Annotated in this window: 13 protein-coding genes; 5 read left to right on the forward strand and 8 right to left on the reverse strand. The window is 66.0% G+C overall.

The window, feature by feature from the left end:
• Positions 1-251: 251 nt before the first annotated feature.
• A complete protein-coding gene (locus tag H5T74_00120) occupies positions 252-1,538 on the reverse strand; it encodes a 2-hydroxyacyl-CoA dehydratase (GenBank protein ID MBC7228784.1) in 1,287 nt (428 codons plus the stop codon).
• Positions 1,539-1,564: 26 nt separating this feature from the next.
• Entirely contained in the window at positions 1,565-1,807 is a 243-nt protein-coding gene (locus H5T74_00125; protein ID MBC7228785.1) for a DUF3343 domain-containing protein, read from the reverse strand.
• A gap of 796 nt (positions 1,808-2,603) precedes the next feature.
• Here H5T74_00125 and H5T74_00130 point away from each other — a divergent pair.
• The 3 genes from H5T74_00130 to heR all read left to right on the forward strand — a co-directional run bounded on the left by H5T74_00130 (position 2,604) and on the right by heR (position 4,866).
• Positions 2,604-2,768, forward strand: a complete 165-nt coding sequence (locus H5T74_00130) for a hypothetical protein (protein ID MBC7228786.1) — start codon at positions 2,604-2,606, stop codon at positions 2,766-2,768.
• A 496-nt stretch (positions 2,769-3,264) separates the two neighbouring features.
• Positions 3,265-3,801 carry a helix-turn-helix transcriptional regulator gene (locus tag H5T74_00135; protein ID MBC7228787.1) on the forward strand — a complete coding sequence of 179 codons (537 nt, stop codon included), beginning with the start codon at positions 3,265-3,267 and terminating at the stop codon, positions 3,799-3,801.
• Positions 3,802-4,038: 237 nt separating this feature from the next.
• The gene (heR, locus tag H5T74_00140) at positions 4,039-4,866 is read left to right on the forward strand and encodes a heliorhodopsin HeR (GenBank protein ID MBC7228788.1); all 828 of its coding nucleotides are present in this window, start codon (positions 4,039-4,041) and stop codon (positions 4,864-4,866) included.
• Positions 4,867-4,868: 2 nt separating this feature from the next.
• On the opposite strand, the gene H5T74_00145 is transcribed toward heR, so the two are convergent.
• The 6 genes from H5T74_00145 to H5T74_00170 form a co-directional block, all read right to left on the reverse strand.
• Positions 4,869-5,615, reverse strand: a complete 747-nt coding sequence (locus H5T74_00145) for an alpha/beta fold hydrolase (GenBank protein MBC7228789.1) — start codon at positions 5,613-5,615, stop codon at positions 4,869-4,871.
• A gap of 96 nt (positions 5,616-5,711) precedes the next feature.
• Positions 5,712-7,226 (reverse strand): glycerol kinase GlpK, encoded by a 1,515-nt coding sequence (gene glpK, locus H5T74_00150; protein MBC7228790.1) that lies wholly within the window; start codon positions 7,224-7,226, stop codon positions 5,712-5,714.
• 14 nt (positions 7,227-7,240) lie between these two features.
• A complete protein-coding gene (locus H5T74_00155; protein ID MBC7228791.1) occupies positions 7,241-8,863 on the reverse strand; it encodes an AMP-binding protein in 1,623 nt (540 codons plus the stop codon).
• A gap of 394 nt (positions 8,864-9,257) precedes the next feature.
• The gene (locus H5T74_00160) at positions 9,258-9,689 is read right to left on the reverse strand and encodes a hypothetical protein (GenBank protein MBC7228792.1); all 432 of its coding nucleotides are present in this window, start codon (positions 9,687-9,689) and stop codon (positions 9,258-9,260) included.
• 14 nt (positions 9,690-9,703) lie between these two features.
• Positions 9,704-9,925, reverse strand: coding sequence for a 4Fe-4S binding protein (locus H5T74_00165; protein ID MBC7228793.1), 222 nt, complete (start codon positions 9,923-9,925; stop codon positions 9,704-9,706).
• 705 nt (positions 9,926-10,630) lie between these two features.
• On the reverse strand, positions 10,631-11,785 hold the full coding sequence (locus tag H5T74_00170; GenBank protein MBC7228794.1) for an iron-containing alcohol dehydrogenase: 1,155 nt from the start codon (positions 11,783-11,785) through the stop codon (positions 10,631-10,633).
• 374 nt (positions 11,786-12,159) lie between these two features.
• Here H5T74_00170 and H5T74_00175 point away from each other — a divergent pair, with 374 nt between their 5' ends.
• Both H5T74_00175 and H5T74_00180 read left to right on the forward strand, forming a co-directional pair.
• Entirely contained in the window at positions 12,160-14,628 is a 2,469-nt protein-coding gene (locus H5T74_00175; GenBank protein ID MBC7228795.1) for a PAS domain-containing protein, read from the forward strand.
• Positions 14,625-15,293, forward strand: a complete 669-nt coding sequence (locus H5T74_00180; GenBank protein ID MBC7228796.1) for a flavodoxin family protein — start codon at positions 14,625-14,627, stop codon at positions 15,291-15,293. Before H5T74_00175 ends, H5T74_00180 begins: the two co-directional genes overlap by 4 nt.
• Positions 15,294-15,581 lie beyond the last annotated feature (288 nt).

A 15,581-nucleotide genomic window follows, 5' to 3' on the forward strand; every position in this document is an offset into this window, starting at 1 on the left:
CTTGCGGTTCCCGGGCAGGGGGTTGGTATCCGTCAACATCGCGGGCCGTCACTGCGCCCGATCAACCAAAAAAGCATACCTCATGGCCGGCCGGCTGCGCCACGGTCCAGGATGTTTCGCGCCGCGGAGTCGAGGGTCCCGCCTACTTCCGGAGCGATAGGAAAAGGCGAGCCGCCGGCCGCATGGCGGCCGGCGGAAAAGCGCTTGGCTGACCGACGGTCCGGCGGGTCTCCGGACCCCATGGTCACATGTCAGGCCTTGTCCTCGCTGCCCACCATCTCGATGAGGGCCTGCACGCGGGTTGAGAGCTGCTCCACGTCCTCGGCGCTGTAGTCGGTCTCCAGGTAGAGGAAGGGGATGCCCAGCTTCTCCAGCTCGCGCTGCACCCCGAAGGCCTCCACGGTGTAGGGGTCGCAGAACTGCAGGGCATAATAGACCACCGCGTCGATGCGGTAATCCCTCACCAGCTCCTTGATGTGCTCCACGCGTTCCCCGTTGGGGGTGAAGATGGCGCAGTGGATCTTCAGGTAGCGGTCGGCGATGCTGTCGAGCAGAGCCTCCATGTCCGCGGCGTCCTCGTCCACCAGGTTGTCGAAGTAACGGATGCCCGTGCACATCTCGTCCATGGCCACCACCGCCCCTGAGGTCTCGATGATGGTGGCCACCTTCCAGTTAGGAAGGGCCATGGGGCACCCCGAGAGGAGGATGCGGGGACGGTGTGCGCCGCCGATGGATTCTCCCCTCGCCTTTCTCTCCTCCAGCTCGTCGCAGAGGGCATTGACCTTGTCGGTCAGGCGCGCGGGGTCGTCGTAGAAGGCGATCTGGCTGACCAGCAGGGCATCCCGGCCGGAGATGACGGGGGGATCGCTCTTGCGCAGTTCCTCCAGGCGCAGCAGCGCCCTGCGCTTTTCGTTTATCAGGCGCACCGCATCGCGCAGTTCCTCCAACCCCACCTTTTTCCCCGTGAGCTCCTCCAGGCGGGCGAGCAGCCTCCGGACCTCCAGCCTCCACAGGTCGCGGTCGTGCTCCAGTTTCATCTGGGGGACCTCCATGACGTACACAGGCTGGAGCTCACCCAGGACCTCGAAGTATTTCTTCTTCCCGTCGCAGGTGGTCTCCCCCACCAGCAGGTCGCAGGACTCTATATAGGGGCAGACCTTGGCCAGCTTGAAGCCCAGGGAGGATTTGATAAGGGCGCAGATGTTGCGGGGGAGATGCTTCTCCGCCTCCTCGGGAGCCACCTGGGCCCCCGCGCACAAGCCCACGCAGATACCACCCGCGGCCACGATGAGTTCCTCGGACACGTAAGTGCAGAAGGTTCCCACCACCACGCCGCCCCCCTCGCGGTGCTCCACCAGCTCCTTGACGCGCAGCCCGTGCACCTCCGAGAACACGAAGTCGAAATACTCCATGCCCCGGGGGCGGTTCTCCTGGCTCAGGATATTCTCCTGGTACATGGGGGGCAGCACCTCCAGGAGCCCGGCATGGGCCTCCAGGTCTATGCCCAGCCCCTCCCACATGACATCGTACTCGGACATCCTTTCTCCTCCTTCCTCTCGCGAACTCACACCCAGCGCGAACGGTAGGGCTCCACTCCCGCGTAGACCACCCCTCTCTCATCCAGGGCCGCCACGGCCGCGTCCCTCAGCTCCACGGCGATGCGCAGGGAGATGCCGCAGTTGACGGTGAACTCCCTGGGCGTGTTGATCACCGCATGCCTGACCCCGGCGCTCCTGAGCGCGGACTCGGCGCTCATGGCCTGATGCGTGGAATCGAACAGGATCACATAGCAGTTAGGGCCTTCCATAAGCCAATCTTATAAATATACCGACCGTTCCTTATATAGGACGTCTAACATCATAACCGCGAGTAACGGCGCTGGCAATGAGGATTATGCGGGGACTTTACGGGGTCAGCCGTAACGCGGGCGCGGGTCGCCTTTTCCCGGGAAAGCGGGCGCCCTATGCGGTCGTAAAGGTGCGTGAACGGAGGTCAGGGTCTGAGCGAGCCGACTCGCGAAATGGAACCCCGTCGCCCGGGGCCGCGCGTTGGGACGGTAATAAGCGATGACGCACTCAGGAGAGGCCTAGACCGCCTCTCTCCTATATGTTGAATGCCGGTCCCAGGCGACGGGCGTTGCTTCCGACTGTGATGCATCGGGTGGTTGCGGATAGCACAGGCAGCAGGCGATGTGCATGGGAAGGTCTCTGCCGTAACGGGAGAGATACGGGTACCGCTTCTCCGCCGCGTGACGCAGATCCGCGTCTCTCGTGCTGTTGATCACCCGCATGATCGTCCTCTCCGATGTTTCACATTAATCTAAATATTCCCGACATGAACATTATAATTAGCTATCACCAGGCTTGAAATAATACTATAGTATGAATATGCAGCGCCGATAACCCTTCTGCATTACCGTTGCGGCGCCTGCAGCCCGACGGGCAAGCGCCGGCAAAGCCCGGTACGGGGACGGAATCCAGGGTTCGGCACGGAAGAATAGCGTATAATCGTATATCGCATGTTATACTTATTGACAACATAGAAACATGATAGTAGTTTAATTATAGTAATTGTACTTGTATTAAGAAACGGTGGTGAAGGAGATGCGCGGAGAGATGTACGGAGACGCCGAGGTCGAGAGGTGGTACCTGGGGCTGCCCTTCGAGGACGAGGCGGCGAACGACACCGCTGAGACGTTCGCCTTTCCTCGCTTGAACCACGACGAGGTGGAGCGGATCTATCTCGGCTTGCCGCTCATGGCGGCCTGAAGGCACGCAGGAGCTGCCTGAAGGCACGCAGGAGCTGCCTGAAGGTACGCAGGAGCTCATATGCCCCGATTCCCGCCGCAACCTCTCGCCTCGGGATGATTAGCACCCCATCGCATATGTGGCGAGGGACAGACGCAGGCACGGAGAAGCAGGGCGGCGGAAGGACCGCTTTCCGGCGAGGGTCGGCATGATGCATTGGAGGCGCAGGGCGGCATGTCCGCCCGCTCGGGTCACGCCTGATGGCCGTCCCTGCCTGCTTGCCGCGACGCCCGTAGCCGCTGTGTTCTGAAGGATTGCGGGCAAATGCCCCATGGCCATGGCGAGGCATATTGGGCGACAACGAAAACATGAACGATGGTCACATGATCGTTCCGGCTACATGATTTCCATGCATTGTCTTATAGCGGTCGTGGATGAGCTCCGTGATCCTGAATAGTGCCTATATCAACAGGCATATGTTATATAATAATATAAAATCTTTCGCGATGGGGGGAAGATGGAAGACATCGGCGAGAGGCTGCGAGAACTCCGGAAGAGCAAGAAGCTCTCCATCCGCAGGGTCTCCGAGGAGACCGGATTCTCCGTGTCCTTCCTCAGCAAGCTGGAGACGGGCAAGAGCAGCATCACGGTGAAGAACCTCATCAAGCTGCTCAACTTCTACGGCGTCACCCTGGCGGATATCTTCTCGGGGACGGCGGGGAGAAAGACCACCTACCGGCGCGAGGAGAGGCGGAGGATCGACAGCCCGGAGGACGTGACCCTGGAGCTTCTGGTGGACGATCCCGAGGTGGAGATGGAGAGCCTGCTGGGCACCTTCAAGCCTCACGCCAGGTATAGCGACCCCGTCGAGCACGGCGGGGAGGAGTTCGCCCTGGTGCTGAAGGGGGAGTTTCGTTTCGAGGTGGGCGGAGCGGCCCATCATCTGCGGGAGGGCGACTGCGCCTATTTCAAGGGGGAGCAGCCGCATGGCTGGGAGAACCTCTCGGACGGCGAAGGGGTCCTGCTGATGGTCATCACCCCGCCCGGGGTGTAGGGCGGGGACAGGGGATGGCCGCCTTCCTCGGACCCCTCGAACGGAAGCCGTGCCTCCTCACCTGCCCCGCCCCGCTCGCCGTGCCGGCGGCGACCCGCGCCCGGGGAAACAGGACCGGAAGGTTTAATCCCCGCAACCGGAGGCAAGAATACCTGCCGTAAGGGGATTTTTTACCTTACCGGGATAAGGATCGGCAGAGACGGCCGGGGTCCATCCGGCCCGGGAACGGGAAAGGAGATGGCCGTGGATGAGAAAAAGCCTGCCGGCGCCCCGGACAGCGGGGCCGCGGGAGCCGAGCCCGGGGAGGAGAGGTTCGGGAAGCTGCGCCGTTTCAACGGCATCGTGGGAGCCGTCCTGATCCTGCAGGGCATCCTCATGCTCGTCCTCAGCAACGACCGCACCCTGCCTCTCACCACCAACTACCTGAAGAGCGACCCCTTCACCGACGGGACCCTGCCCCCTCCCTCCCTGGTGGGGAACGTGCGGCTGGGTCCCCTGGTGGCGGCCTTCCTGCTCTTGAGCGGCATCGCCCTCCTCCTGCTCACCCTGCCGCGCATCTACGAGTGGTACGTCGGGAACCTGAAAAAGGGCGCCAACTACGCGCGCTGGATGGAGTATTCCATCACCGCGTCGCTGATGATCGTGGTCATCGCCATGCTCTCGGGCGTCTTCGACCTCAACGCCCTCATCCTCATCTTCTTCCTCAACATGATGATGATCCTCTTCGGCTGGATGATGGAGCTGCACAACCAGACCACGCCGAAGACGGACTGGACCGCTTTCTGGTTCGGGTGCCTGGCGGGCATCGTGCCCTGGGTGGTGATCGCCCTTTACTTCTTCTCGGCGGTGGCGAACCCCGACGCGGAGGTGCCCACGTTCGTATATTTCATCCTCCCCATCCTCTTCGTCTTCTTCAACATCTTCGCCGTCAACATGGTCCTGCAGTACAAGAAGGTGGGGAAGTGGGCCGACTACCTCTACGGCGAGAGGGTATACATCATCCTGAGCCTGCTGGCCAAGTCCGCGCTGGCCTGGCAGGTCTTCGCCGGCACCCTGCGCGGGTAGCCTCAGTGAGAATTTATAAACTCCACGCAGCGCCGGATGATGAGGTCCTTATCGTGGTCGAGGGTGGCCACGTGGTAGGAGTTCTCCAGCCACACCAGTTCCTTGTCCTTGGAGCTCACGCGCTCCAGGATGAAGGGCCCGTTGGTGGTGGGGACCACGTGGTCCTCCCGCGAGGCGAAGATGAGGATGGGAGCCGTGATCCTGGACAGGTCCCGCCTGGTCGCCTTCATCAGCGCGTGCAGCTCGGCCGCCGCGGCCACGGGGACCTTGTCGTAGCAGGCCTCCTTGGCAGAGGGGTCCTTGATGTCGCTTCCCACCCCCGGGATGGTCTTGAGCACGTACTTGGCGTAAGGCGTCAGGGGCATGAGGGGGTTTAGCTTCGCCACCGCCGCGTTGATGGGCATGAGGCCGACGATGTCGTCCGGGTAGCGCTCCCCCAGGTAGCAGGTGATGGTGCCGCCCATGGAGAGGCCGGTGACGAAGACCCTGTCGCAGCGCTCCATCAGCTCGCGCAGGCCCTTCTCCGCCTCCCCCGTCCATTCCGTCCACTTGCGGGTGGCCATGTCCCCGACGCTGGTGCCGTGTCCGGGCAGGCGCGGACCCAGCACGGTGAACCCCGCCTCCGCCAGTCCTTTCCCCAGGGGGAGCATGCTCTGGGTGCAGCCGGTGAAACCGTGCACCACCAGCACCCCGGTCTTCCCTCCCTCGAAGAAAAAGGGCTCAGCGTCCGGCCAGACTTCCTCCGACATGGTATCCCTCCTTTTCCCCCATGTGCGCTCCGCCGCTCGGCCTACCGCCCGCGTTCCGAAGAGCCGCGCTTGCCTCGCGGCGCGGGAAGCCCCCGTTCACTCCGCGTCGCGGGCCATGTCCTCGCGTGCCCAGTCCAGGCTCCGCTCCACCGCCCGCTTCCAGTCCCGGCGCATGACGCGCACCCGCTCGGCGCAGGCGGGGTCGGGGAGGGCCTCGCGGTCCACCTTCCAGCGTTCCTCGATCTCTTCCAGGTCCTTCCAGAAACCCGTGGCCAGGCCGGCCAACAGCGCCGCGCCCAGGGAGGTGGTCTCGGAGACCACCGGGCGCCGCACCGGCACCCCCAGCAGGTCAGCCTGGTACTGCAGGAGCATGTCCATCACGCTGGCGCCCCCGTCCACGCGCAGCTCCCTCAGGGGGATGCCCGATTCCTCGCGCATCAGCTCCACCACCTCGGCGGTCTGCAGGGCCATGGACTCGATCACCGCCCGCGCCACGTGCGCGCGCCCGGTGCCGCGGGTCATGCCGATGAGGAGGGCGCGGGCGTTGGGGTCCCAGTGCGGCGCCCCCAAGCCCACGAAGGCAGGCACGAAATATACCCCTCCCGTGTCCTCCACCTGCGCTGCCAGCTCGTCGACCTCCGAGACCTCGTAGATGATGCCCAGCCCGTCGCGCAGCCAGTTCACCGCCGCCCCGGTGATGAAGATGGCCCCCTCCAGGGCGTAGGTCGCCTCGCCGCCCAGGGACCAGGCGACGGTGGTGAGGAGCCCCTTTTCCGACAGGCGCGGCTCGGGCCCGATGTTCATGAGCACGAAGCTGCCGGTGCCGTAGGTGTTCTTGGTCATGCCGGGGCGGAAGCAGGCCTGGCCGAAAAGGGCCGCCTGCTGGTCGCCCGCTATTCCGGCGATGGGAGCGGATATCCCCAGGAAGGAGGAGGGGTCCGTCCCCCCGAAAAGTCCGCAGGACTCCCTGACCTCGGGCAATACGGAGGCGGGCACCCCGCACATGTCGGTCAGCCAGCCGTCCCAGGCGAGGTCGTGGATGTTGAAGAGCAGGGTACGGCTGGCGTTGGAGACGTCGGTGGCGTGGACGCGGCCGCCGGTGAGGCGCCACAGCAGCCAGGAATCGACGGTGCCGAAGCACACCTCGCCCGCCTCGGCGCGGCGCGCGATCTCGGGCTCGTTCTCCATCACCCAGGTGAGCTTGGTACCCGAGAAGTAGGGGTCCAGCACCAGGCCGGTCCTGCGTCTCACCTCGTCCTCATGGCCGGCCGCCCGGCAGCGCCCGCAGATCTCCGCGCTGCGGCGGCACTGCCAGACGATGGCCCTGCGCAGCGGCTCGCCGGTGGCGCGGTCCCAGAGCACGGTGGTCTCGCGCTGGTTGGTGATGCCCACCGCCGCCACCTCTGAGGGCGCGGCGCCGGCCTCGTCCAGGGCGCGGCGGGCCGCCTCGAGGGTGGCCTCCCAGATCTCATCGGCGTCGTGCTCCACCCAGCCCGGTTGGGGGTAGTGCTGGGTGAACTCCAGGCTGGCGCTGGAGACGGGGCGCTGGTCGCGGTCATAGCAGATGCACCGCGTTCCCGTGGTCCCCTCGTCGATGGCCAGGACGATCATGACCGCCGCCTTGCCTAATCCCGTTCCCCTTCGTGGGGGTATCCGTCCACGTCCGTGTCCGGGAGGCCCTCCCCCTCCTCCGCGACGCCATCCTCGAAATCCATGCGCTCCTGGGGCTCGGGCTCACCGGCCTCGGCCTGCGCCTCTCTTCCCGCCATGGACCTCAGGTCCAGAAAGCGCTTCTCGCGTCCCTTGGTATCCAGCCCCAGGCGCTGCAGCAGCCGCGGGAGGCTGTGGAAAACGATGCGCGTGGGGGCGATCTCGACCTCCCGCAGCATCAGTTCACGGAGCTCCTGTTCCAGGTATTTCTTGGACATCCCCTCGGCGGGTGCGATGTGCAGGTAGAGCTCGTCGAGGTCGTAGGGGTCGTCGTTGCGCTTGCGGATCTCGAGCTGCCACTCCAGCACGTCCTTGTGGCCCGAGAGCAGGGGATAGAAGGCGTTGAGGTCCACCAGGGTTCCCTTGAGCTTGGTGAGCTCGAACTCCTTGTACTCCGAGGTACGCGTGATCTCCACTCCCAGGCGGGGCAGGGAGCGTCGGCAGTAGGGGCAGGGATCGTACTCTATGCCCCCCTTGACCAGATCGCCGGTGCGGAAACGCAGGAGAACGCTGCCGCGCCAGTCCAGGGTGGTATAGACCACCTCGCCGTCCTCGCCCTCGCCCCGGCGCGTGCCGCTCTCGGGGTCGATGATCTCGATGACCTCCATGTCCGGGAAGAGGTGGTATCCGGAGCTCTTTTCCCTGGAGGCGGCGGAGGGCCTGCATTCGCTCCACGCCACCCTGCCCTCGGTGAAGCCGTAGGTGGACGCCACCACCGCTTTCTCCGCCCCCACCCTGGCGAGGAGTTCGCGCATCTTGTCCTTGAGCCCGGCGGGCAGCCCGTCGCCACCCAGCACCAGGGTGTGCAGGCGCGAGAGGTCCCGGCCCTCGCGCGCCGAGGCGCGCAGGAGGTGGTAGGCGTAGCTGGGGGTGGCGGTGAGCACCGTGCCGCCGAGCCTTTCCAGAGCCTCGAGCACGCGGTGGGTGCCGAGGATGCGTCCGCCGCCGGTATGCAGCGCCGGTATCCCGCAGGCCTCGGTGGCGAAATAGGTCATCCAGAAGGCCAGGTGGGGGGCGAAGGGGAAGGCGTTGACGACCAGATCGTCACGTTTCAGCTCCAGGAGTTCGAAGACCCTCCTTCCCGCCTCCCGCATGCGGGCCAGGTCGTAGGCTGTGTAGAGGATGGGGGTGGGCAGGGCGGTGCGGCCTATGGTGAAGTGGTAGTGCACGGGGAGGAACTCGCGGTCCATGAGCCGAGCGTATCCCTCTGCACCGTGGGTGAGGCGCAGCCAGCGTTGCTTCAGGCGCAGCGAGGCCTTCGCCTCGCGCGCGCGCTCCGGGGTGGGGCTGAGCACGAGGTTGAAGGGGATGGCGGGGTCCTCGGGCAGGGGAGCGATGTCCGCCTTGGTGGTGAAGGGGATACAGGAGAGGTCCTTGAGGGCCTTGATGACCCCGGGCTTGATGCGGTTGTAGTCGAGGAGCTCACGGTAATAGGGGCTGTAAGGATATACCAGCTCCCTGATGTAGCGCACGAGGTGCTGTTCCTGGGCGGCAAGGTACTGCCTGGCCGGCAGACTGTCCCAAAGCGTCTTGCGCATCTCGCATCTTCCTCCCCTTGACGCGCCGCCGGGGGTTGGTGGCGGCATCGCTTCCCGCGGTCCCTGTCAACCGATACTAACACGGATACTATCACGAAAAGCCGCACGCTATAAACAAAAGATAGGGAGGCGGCTCATGCCGCCTCCGGGTCAACTGAAAGCACTGTACGTTCCGCTGGCTTCAGGCCCCTTGACGGGGCCCGGGTAAGCAACCCTCCGAGCAGTGCGCAACGCGCGGTACCATGAAGCGCTTCATCTCACACCTCCCCTTCCGTTCTTTTCTTCCCGTTCGCCTTTCTCCGTCGCCGTCGCTCGATCGCCTCTGCCTTCAGGGCTTCGGCAAGTAGATTCTACCATGCGGTATGCGCGGCCGCCTTGCGAAAGACGGCTCGTCCTACTCCGTGACGTAGCATATCTCGCATTCACCCACCACGCCGTTCTTGCGCACCTCGCGCAGGCTAGCCCTGCGCCCCGCCACGCGGGATATGGAGAAAAGGCCGGTGGGGACGATGGGGCAGAGCGCCGGTTGGCCTTCCGCCTTCAGCAGCTCATTGCCGTGGCAGATATGGCAGCCCTTGACGGCGATGCTCAACTCCTCACCCTCTCCCCTGACCTCCGCTTCCTCGCAGAATCTCAGCTCGTTTTCGAGGTAGTCCTCCAGCGCGCGGTTGAACTCCTCGCCCTCCAGTCTGCCTCCGGCCCTGGCGCGGAACTCCTCCGCCCACTCCGAGCCGATCTTCGCCTTTACCTTCTCTACCTCTCCGGCGTTCGCCTTGACCACCGCGCGGTGGTACCTCTTGAAGAACTCGCGCTCCACCTCTCCCATTTCTCCTCCTTGTCTCATACCATCTTCACGGCGCCGAGGTCGCATGCGTGCGAGCACTCTCCGCACAACCGGCATTTCTCGAAATCGATGGCCACGCGGCATGTCGCCCCGGATCCGTTCTCGCTCCTGATCACCTGGAAGGCACCGTGGCGGCAGAAGCGCGCCGCCTTGCATTCCTCGCAGCGTTCCGCCACGTCGCACCTCTCCACGTCGATCCAGGGCATCTTGCTCCTCATGGCCACCTCCTCATATACCTATAGGGGTATGATAGCCCCCGGATGTCCCCTCCTCGATGATGTAGATCAATGGGGTCACATCTATAGCTGTGTCATATGACATTATCTTCGATCTTCGATGCCATGGGGCCTCAGATCTTCGATGTCCGGCCGGGGATGACGGGTCATAACGGTCTCCGATCCTCCGCTTCATGCCGGGGCCGTGGATCAGGTATCCGGCGCCGGGGGGCGTGACCCGTGGACGGCGTCCTTTCCGAAATCCGGGGGGCCAAAAGGCTTCCCGCAGCGGAAAAAGCCATGCATCCCCGGTCTCCGGCGCCGGGGGGCGTGACCCGCGGACGGCGTCGGCGTGAGGTCCGGCGGCACCGAGGCTGTCCGGGTCGGCGCCGTCAAGGACGATGACGTGACCGTTCGGCAGGCGCCTGGGGGTGAGGTTTAGAGAAGCGGAACCCCCCATCCTTCCGAACCATGCGAGTTCGGAGGGGATACCGGGGTGAACCCCGTTTCGGAGAAGCGGCAGGAAGAGGTTTAAGGAGGGAGGAAATGTGGTAAAGTAGAGTCAGTGGCGCTGTTTTACAGCTCCCGGGGATAAGCGAGATTGCGGGGATCTCCGCGGCATAGGCAGAGATAGGCTTTTTCCGGGAGCTGTCCTTTTTGAGCCGCAGCCGCCGTCCGAGGGGCGGCAAGCAGCTGCGGCCCGAGCCGTCACAGCGCCGCCCGCAGCACCTCCACCAGGTCCTCGAGCACGGTTTCGCGGGGGTTAGAGGAGCGCAGCCTGGTGTTGAGGAACGCCTCGGCGGCCACGCTCTCGACGCTCGTCTCCACCACCCCCGCTTCCTTGAGCCCGGAAGGGATGGGCAGCGCATCCACCAGCTCTCTCACCGCGTCGGCGGCCGCCTCAGCGGCACGGCGCGCCGGCACCCCGGACACCTCGAGCCCCAGGGCCGCCGCTAGTTCACGGTAGAGTTCCGGGCAGGAGGGGAGGTTGAAACGCATCACGTGCGGGAGGAGGATGGCGTTGGCGGTGCCGTGCGCCATCCCGCAGTGCGAGCCAAGGGCATGGGCGAGGGCATGGGCGAGCCCCAGGCCGGAGGCGGTAAAGGCCATGCCCGCCAGGAAAGAGCCCATGGAGAGATTGCGCCTCGCCTCCGCATCCGAGCCGTCGCAGCACGCTCTCTCCAGGTTGGAGAAGATGAGCTGCGCCGCCTTCAGCGCCAGGGCGCGCGTGGGCTCCCAGGCGCGTCGGGCCACGTAGGATTCCACGGCGTGGGTCAGCGCGTCCATGCCCGTGGAGGCGGTGAGGCCCGGGGGCATGGAGTAGGTGAGCTCGGGATCTATGGCAGCGAGCATGGGGTAGAGGTGATGGCTGACGATGGACATCTTCTGGCGCCGCTTTCCGCCCGTGATCACCGCTATCGAGGTGACCTCGCTGCCGGTGCCCGCCGTGGTGGGGATACAGACAAGGGGACCGGGACGGCGGGGAACGCGCCCCACCCCCTCCCAGGAGGCCGGGTCGCCGTCGTTGGTGAGCAGCGCGGCGATGATCTTAGCGGCGTCCATGGGGCTGCCGCCTCCCAGCCCGATGACGAAATCGCAGCCCCGTTCCCTGGCGAAGGCGGCCCCGCGTTCCACGGTCTCGATGTCGGGGTCGGGCCTGACCTCGGAGAACCGGGAGAGGGCGATCCCTTTCCCCTCCAGCGCCTCGCTCAAGAGGTCCACCGCCGGGCTACGCGAGGTAGGGCCTCCGCCGGTGACCAGCAGGGCGTGCTTTCCGAAGCTCTGCAGCGGGGAGGCAAGCTCCCTGACGCAGCCTTCCCCGAAGACCACCTGTACCGGAAAGCGGTAGATATTCGCCGTCATCTCCATCCCCCCTGGAACAGTCGGGTTTTTTATCGACCCGAGGGCGGGAGAAGTTTAACCGCGCCCCTTCGCTGGTGCGGGGACGCCGGTCCTGGCATACCCCCTTCCCCCCGGCATCCGGAGGGAACGGCGCCATGCGCGCCGGGTTCCCCGCGCAAGCGCCCCGAGAACGCCTTTGTAAGCATGCGTCAGGCCGGGTGCGGGAAGGGCGGCGGCGCGGAGCCCTCGAATAATCTATCCAGGGAAAGAAGCATGCGGAAAAGCCCGGAGTTGATTGCGCGACGACCGGGATCACCTGGGGGATGACGGTGCAGCATCCCCTGGTGCGGTCGGAGCGGGTCCGGAGAAAGGTGACCGAAAGGAGGAGGATTTCCTTGGAGGCCAGGGAAGGAGGAGTGGGCCTCAACGCGTCTTTCCTCCTCGACGGGGAGGACAGGATCCTCGAGGGCAACCGGGATGCCGAGGTGTTCTTAGAAAAACCCCTGGAAGAGGTGCGCAAGGTCCCCCTCCAGAAGGCCAACCCCGCCCTTTACGGCGCCCTGAAGGAGCTCCTCGCCAAGACCAGGCGCGGGCGCGGGGTCGAGGATTACGCCATGGCCTACAAAGTGGGGAAGCGGCTCCTCCGCCTGGAGATCGACATGTCCCCCTATCCCCTAGAGGCCTTGGGAGAGACGGGGATCCTGGTGAGCATGAGGAGCGCCGGTCTCCGCCCGCTGCCGGCTCGGCGGGCGGCGGAGGAGCCCCCGCCCGGAGAGGAGGCGGAAGCCCATGAGCCCGCGGACCTGAAGGGGTTCCTGGACTCTCTGGTGGAGCCGGCTTTCATCCTCGACCTGGACGCCAATTTCTCCTACGTCAACCCGGCGATGAGCCGGGCGCTGGGGCGGGAGCGGGAGGATCTAGAGGGGCGCCCCCTGTCCTTCTTCCTGCGCAGCGAGGAGGCCAAGAGGTCCCTGGGCCGCCTGGTGGAGGCGGTCCACAAGGCCCCGTGGAGGGGGGAGCTGGAATTCTCGCGCCGGGACGGCGGTGCCGCCTGCATCGCGGTCACGGTGAGCGAGATCAAGGGCAAAGGCGGCAGGAAGAAGGCCCTGCTCTGTCTGGGCCGGGAAAACACCACCGAGTGCCGGCTGCGCCGCGAGAGAGAGGAGGAACTGCGCAGGGTGTGGAGCATGCTGGAGCGGGTGGGAGTCGCCGTGGCCAGCTTCACCCCGGACCTGCGCGTGACCATGCTCTCCCGCTCCGCGGAGGAGCTTCTCGGTACCAGCAGCGACCGGGCGGTGGGAGCCCCTCTCCCCGAGGTCCTCCCCCCGGGGATGGCGGAGAGGATAGCCCCCCTCCTGGAGAGGGCGGTCAGGGGCGAGGAGCTGGAGGATGAAAGGGTGGAGGCGGGCGTCGCCGGGGAAAAAGGGTTCTTTTACTTCAGCGTGCGCTCGGCCTACGCCGCCAACGGTGTGACCCGGGAGTACCTGGCCGTTTTTCGCACGCCGGGGCGAGAGGTCTCGCAGGCGGAGGAGGCCGCGACCCTGCGGGAGGCCGCGTCGCGCGCCGCAGCCATCCTGGAAACGGCCGTCGCCAGCCGGGACGAGGAGGATTTCCTGCGCGGATGCCTGGAGAGGTTGCGGGACGAGTTCGCCTGCGAGGCGGCGGCAGCCTTCGCGGTGGAGCGGGGGCAGGCCCTGCTCCGCGGCTCCCTGGGCCTGGAGGAAGGGGAGGCGGAGGCGCTGGAGGCTTTGCGCCTACGGCCCGGCCACGCGCGGCGGTGCGCGGTCATCGACGTCCTGAAGGTGGAGATACACGGGGGCATACCCAGGAGGGGCTGGGATGAGGTGCATTCCCTCATCGAGAAAGCGGATACGCTGCTGCCCCTGCTCAGGGAGAGGAGATGGAAGAATATGGTGATTATTCCCCTGCGCGTGGAGGGCGGGACGGCGGGGTCGCTGGTCCTGGCGGACTGCGAGGCGGACAGGCTGGACCTCGCCGGCACGCTCGCCCTGGCGGCGGTGGGGGATGCGGCGGCCTCCGCCCTGGCGGCGCTGAGAAGACGGCCGCCTGCCGTGGAGGAATGCGGCGGTGCGCGAGGGGGCGTCGAGGATGACGGCGGCGGGGAACGCCGGAGTGAGGGCCCGCCGCAACGCGGCATCATGCCGGTGATCACCCGCAAGGCGAGGGAAGGCGGGGGCGCGGCGCTGGAGGTCGCGGACGTGGAGGCGGCGGGCGGGTATCTTTCCGCGCGCGACGCCGATCCGGCGGCGTGCGTGCGCGCCGGGCACCAGGAGCACGATCACGACTACTTCGAGATAGCACGGGAGGCGAAGGGTAAGGAAGACGCGGACAACCTGGTGCTCTTCGCGGAGCATGCCGGGGAGCGAGCGGTCCCTTCCGCGCGGGGCATAGACCTCGGGGAGCTGCTCTGGGAGCTGAAGGAATATTATGCCAGGAGACTCCCGCGGGGGGAGATCTTCCTCGAGTTGGAGGAGGACCTCCCGCGCCTGCACTGCGACCGCCGGATGCTGCGCGAGTCGCTCGACCACCTTCTGGACAACGCCTTCCGGCATTCCCCGCCCGGTGCTCCGGTGGTCCTGGGGGCGGAGCGCTGGGGCGACGAGGTGCTCCTGCGGGTGGAGGACCAGGGTCCCGGCATACCCGCCGAGGTGGCGGAGGAGGTCATGAGCGGAGAACCCGGACGCGGTACCGGGAACGGGAAAGAGTGCATGGGCGGCCTCTATCTCTGCCGCAGGTACGTGTCCTCCATGGGCGGGACGCTCTCCATCAAGGGGAGGCCGGGGGAGGGGACCACGGTCTTCATGAGGCTCCGGGTGCTGCCCTTCGTGGGGGAGGGGACATGATCCCGGAGGTGAGGGTGCTCGCGGTCTGCGGAAGCCCGGTGCACGGCGGCAACGTCGAAGCCCTGCTGGAGCGGGTCCTGGAGAGCCTGGATGGCTCGCCGGGGGTGAGCCATGAGCTGGTCTCCCTGGCGCGCTACGAGGTGGAGGACTGCCGGCACTGCAACTGGTGCCTGCGCAGGCAGTCGGAGGGGAAGAGATGCGCGGTGGAGGACGGCATGGCGGAGCTCTATCCCCGAGTCGAGGAAGCGGACGCCCTCATCCTCGCCACCCCGGTCTATTTCGGCCGGCTCTCCGGTTACCTGGCCGCCTTCATCGACCGCATGCGCCCCTACGTGCACGGCAACGAGAGCGCCGGCATGCTGCGGAACAAGGTGGGGGGCTCGGTGGCCGTGGCCTGGTTCCGTATGGCGGGGCTGGAGATGGCGCTGCTCACCATCAACCAGTTCTTCCACGCCGTGAACATGGTGGTGGCCGCCCCGGATCTCGGGCTGCAGGGCGGCTCCGCCTACTCGTCCCTGGGCGGCACGGGCGGGAGGGAGGGCGACGACAGACTGCTGGTGCTGAAGGACGAGCTGGGAGTGGCCAGCGCCGCCTCCACCGTGGCGCGCGCCGTGGAGCTGGCTCGCCTCATCAAGGCCGGGACCCGGGCCATGGAGAGCTCCTGAGGGGCGTGCGGGCGGAGCTCGGCCCTGTGTATATACCGGAACCGGCCGGTCTTTCCGCGGCTACCCTTCGCGGCTACCCTTTCTGGTGCCGTGCGGGTTTGCGGGGGTAATACGTAGCCCCGGGAGCATGCTGGGCGCTTACGCGACGCTTTCCTGGGACATATGGAATATACTGGAAGGAACGGAATGTGCCTCCCCCGCGGGTTTCGTGACGGAGCAGCACCGGCCGCAGGCGGCCGTCCCGCCCCCTTGTCGCTACGGCGCTGAGGACCACGGGGCGCCGGATGA

Source organism: Actinomycetota bacterium, assembly GCA_014360645.1.
In the GTDB taxonomy this organism is placed as follows: Bacteria; Actinomycetota; Geothermincolia; order Geothermincolales; family RBG-13-55-18; genus Solincola_B.